The sequence below is a fragment of the Leyella stercorea DSM 18206 genome (assembly GCF_000235885.1).
Taxonomy (GTDB): Bacteria; Bacteroidota; Bacteroidia; order Bacteroidales; family Bacteroidaceae; genus Prevotella; species Prevotella stercorea.
Map to the genome: position 1 here is coordinate 1 of NZ_JH379363.1, position 4,238 is coordinate 4,238.

Annotated in this window: 4 protein-coding genes; 2 read left to right on the forward strand and 2 right to left on the reverse strand. The window is 42.9% G+C overall.

Going from position 1 to position 4,238, the window contains the following annotated elements:
• Window positions 1–41 precede the first annotated feature (41 nt).
• Together HMPREF0673_RS01325 and HMPREF0673_RS01330 are read right to left on the reverse strand one after the other, a co-directional pair.
• A complete protein-coding gene (locus tag HMPREF0673_RS01325; RefSeq protein ID WP_007897091.1) occupies window positions 42–521 on the reverse strand; it encodes a GAF domain-containing protein in 480 nt (159 codons plus the stop codon).
• Window positions 522–613: 92 nt separating this feature from the next.
• Window positions 614–1,471, reverse strand: coding sequence for a hypothetical protein (locus HMPREF0673_RS01330; protein ID WP_007897092.1), 858 nt, complete (start codon window positions 1,469–1,471; stop codon window positions 614–616).
• 330 nt (window positions 1,472–1,801) lie between these two features.
• Here HMPREF0673_RS01330 and HMPREF0673_RS01335 point away from each other — a divergent pair, with 330 nt between their 5' ends.
• Window positions 1,802–2,752 (forward strand): helix-turn-helix domain-containing protein, encoded by a 951-nt coding sequence (locus HMPREF0673_RS01335; RefSeq protein WP_040596199.1) that lies wholly within the window; start codon window positions 1,802–1,804, stop codon window positions 2,750–2,752.
• A gap of 128 nt (window positions 2,753–2,880) precedes the next feature.
• Entirely contained in the window at window positions 2,881–4,002 is a 1,122-nt protein-coding gene (locus tag HMPREF0673_RS01340; RefSeq protein ID WP_007897095.1) for a site-specific integrase, read from the forward strand.
• The last annotated feature ends 236 nt before the right edge of the window (window positions 4,003–4,238 follow it).

Here is a 4,238-nt window from a genome sequence, read left to right on the forward strand (position 1 = left end):
ATATTGGGAGTTTTGACACGCCCTCCACGCACACTATAGATTCATAAAGGTATGGCGAGTTTCGCCATATAAGGCGCAATCACCTCTGCCGCATGCTCAAGAAACTGTCTGTCCACGTCGTCGAATGTTGCCAATTCGGTGCTGTCGATGTCTATTTCACCAACCACTACCCCATTGTGCTTCAACGGAACGACAATCTCCGATCGGGAGAGCGACGAGCAGGCTATATGACCAGGGAATTTCTCGACATCCTCAACAACAAGTGTGCGCTGCTCCTTCCATGCCGTGCCACATACTCCGCGTCCGAACTTGATGCGTGTACATGCCGGTGTACCCTGAAACGGACCGAGTATCAGTTCACCGCCTTCCACTATATAGAAGCCAACCCAGAAGTATTCCTTCGGGAACAACATCTTCATCACAGCTGCACAATTCGCCAGCACACTTATTGCATTATCATCCGCATTGGCGAACACTTCAATCTGAGAGAGTAGTTCGCTATATCTTGTTTGTTTCTCCATAGCTTACATCTTTTATATTCTGCAAAGGTAATACAAATTTCCTATTGCGTCAGTCACCTACCAAGACTATTTTATTGTACTATTGCCTTCCTTTATCCTGCTTTTTGTACATAGTTTTCATTGTCTGAATATTCTTCCATTTTCGATTTATGACCAATATGCCATTTCTTACATATAGCACATTTATATGCCGTTATTTCACGTTTGTCATGAGTCTTCGTTCTCTGCCATTCCTTTACAGCCTCATTAGCTTCCTCTTCAGACGAATAGACCATCTTCTTCTTAAAAACGATTTTCCCCGTTTGTTCATCATATTCTTTTTTCCAATGTGTTGAATTACCCCTACACACAGAACCTACATTTTCCATTTGCCCTATATTGTAAAGTTGGAAAGAAGTGGCTCTTTTCATCCAGTAATGTTCGTGTCTTCGTTGAGAGTCATCATAATCAATTCTTTTATTTCTGCGATGATAAGCCTGACACATACGCTTTTCCACTATTCTACGAACTTTACGAGAATCCCTTGGAGTTTCAGTTTCAATATCGAAATTTCTCAAAAGCATATTACCTTTGAATCTTATGCGCTCATCAAACAGACGCATAGTTTCTCCCTTAAAACGTTCTCCCTGTCCTTGCAGTTTAATTCTACCATTAATCTTTTTCAGGGAAAGACAAACAGATTTCATTGATGCTTCAGCCATAGCCACTACTTTGTTTATCATGTAAAGGAGTTGATTCACGTTAAGATTGGGGCTGATAACGCAATCACGAATAAAACGTACTTGTCGTACAATATCCTTAGAATCGTCATTGTTGCGCAAGTATCTTCCTAAGATAGAAAGTTGTTCTCCAATTTTCCAAGTATCGAGTTTGTTATACTTCTCAATAGAGTTTTTCCAACCATTTAAAATGCTTTTAACGGCTGTATTTAGAGCCTTATAACTAACCATAATTCACTATGACTAACTAAGCATAAAGCCTTGATTTTCAATACTATTTGATTTTTAACACTTTCTGAGTGCTTTTTGGCAGTTCCCGATTTTCCACATATTTTTGCAGCGTATTTCTACCGTGGAGAATTTGCGGAGCTTTTATTTTGTCATATCGTGAACGTAGTTGACAAGGGTTTACGAGTGGTTACGATGAAGGACAGATTTGAAGCTGATAGGCAAAAAGCGTTATATCGTGGACAGGGTTGACAAAGGTTGTCAATAGTTCACTTCCGTTTACTCCATCGGTGGAATACTCAAAGTATGTAAAACATAGCAATATCAAAGAGTATGAGACCGACAAGAAAATGTGAATTTTGTGGCAAGACATTCGTTCCAAGAAGCGGTATGCAGAAATACTGTTCCGAGGAATGTCAGACAGAGGCAAAACGTCTTAGGAAGAAAAGACAGCAGGACTTGATTAACGGTATTGAGCCTATCATGGATCTGCAACATCAGGAGTATCTTACCTTCTCCAAAGCTGCCATTCTGATGGGATGCACCCGACAGTATATCTACAAACTTGTGGCTAACGGCAAGCTGAAGGCATCAAGATTGAGCAGCAGAATGGCATTCGTGAGAAAATCTGATATAGAGAAGATGTTTGAGGGTCATCCCTACAAGCGTGTGGTTCCTGCCAGCAAGAGCAAGCTCAGTAAAAAGGTAAAAACAGAAAAGCCAACACAAAACCAGGAACCAACAAAAGGGAAAGAGGAGAATGAGGTGCTTGACTATTATTCTGGTGAGGAAGTTATGTCCATTTATAAGGTCAAGAAGTCTTGGCTCTACACCTCCGCCAAACGTAAACAGATACCGATGTGCCGTATCGCTGGCAAGAACTATTACAGCAAACGACATATTGATGAATTCTTCGGTACTGCCGTTGACATCCACAGCATCACCGAGTGGATGACTGCTGATGATGTAGAGGATGCTTTCAGTATGAGCAAGTCGGCACTTAGGGCATACACCTATCGTCACAAGATACCGACTAAGCGAGAGTATGGTCGCACCTATTATTCCAAGGAGCATCTTGAAGAACTTCGCAGGACTGACCTCATGAACGATGACAGCTATTATACCACAGAACAAGTGCAGCAGTTGTATGGTCTGACAAGTGCCAATATCTGCCATATTGTAAGAGTGCATCATATCAGCAAGGTAAAAGTGGGTGTAAAGAACCTGCTTTTGAAGACAGATGTGGAGCGTGCAATGGCAGAAAGGGCAGCAAAAGGACTTTGATTTCAAATGATTTCAGCATTATCCATCAATGACTGCAAATAATTGGAGTCACGGAAGTATTATTCAGTTATTTTGCAGCCGTGAAGAGACACTTCACCATGAATATTCATCAATAAATCAATACAACTATGAGTAATATCTGCAAGACCGTATCATTGCGTACACGCAAAATCAAGGACGGACGCATGCTGTCCTATTATCTTGACTATTATCCAGGCTATCGTGACGAGAGCACGATGAAAGTCATCCGCCATGAGTCGCTTGGCATCTACATCTATGCCAAGCCGAAGAACCAGACGGAACTGAAGTACAACCTCAACCTTACGGCAAGAGCCAAGGCGATACGCTGCCGTCGCTTTGAGGCTATCGTCAACGAGCATTACGACTTCTTCGACAAGGAGAAAATGAAGGGAGATTTCCTTGCCTACTTCAAGAAACTGGCGGACAAGAAGAACTCCAAGTGGCAGCACGTCTATATGCACTTCCGTACCTTCACGCAAGGCAAGTGTACCTTCGGGGAGATAAACGTGGACTTGTGCAACAGGTTTCGGGAGTATCTGCTGACAGCACCACAGGGACTGCATAAGAACAGAAAGCTGCATATCAACTCAGCAGCCAACTACTGGTCAACTTTCCGTGCTTCAATCCACACTGCCTATCGTGACCGCAAGATAAAGGAGAACCCGAACGGTTTCTTGGAACGTATCGAGACAATCCCGACTGACAAGGAGCATCTTTCACAGGACGAGGTTATCCGCTTGGCATCCACACCATGCTCTGCTCCTGCCTTGAAGCGAGCCTTCCTGTTCTCTTGCCTAACGGCATTGCGAAAGAGCGACATCAAGAAGCTCACTTGGGAGGAGATACAGCCATACGGCAGCGATGGCTTGATGTATGTCACCACACGAATGCAGAAGACAAAAGACATCGTGCATAACCCAATCAGTGAGGAAGCCTTGGAACTGATAGGCTATTCACCAGATAAACGAGGTAAGGTGTTCCCTGATTTCAAAGACTCCATGACACAGACACCGCTGAAAAATTGGCTGAAAGATGCAGGGATTACCAAGCATATCTCCTATCATTGTTCACGCCACAGCTTTGCCTGTCTCCAGCTGGACGCAGGAACAAGTATTGCGGTTGTGCAGCGTTATCTCGGTCACAAGAATGTGGCAACAACAGAGGTGTATGCCAAGATTTCCGATGCTCAGAAACGTGCTTCGATTGGCTGCATCACCTTGAAGAAGTAACCATTTGACAATAACACGCAGAAAAGGACTGTTGGAATGATAGTGTTCCAATAGTCCTTTTCTCATTTTGTTGGTTCTATTTGCTGTCGTGGATAGAACCAATTCGACAAATACATTCCAATTTCTGTTGATATTAAAGAGGAACTGCAAATATCCCTTTTCTTCATCCTTACCTTTGTAATCAGCAATTAGCGGCAACTGGCACTAACGAGCTGTTTCAAGTATGATTCAGAGTA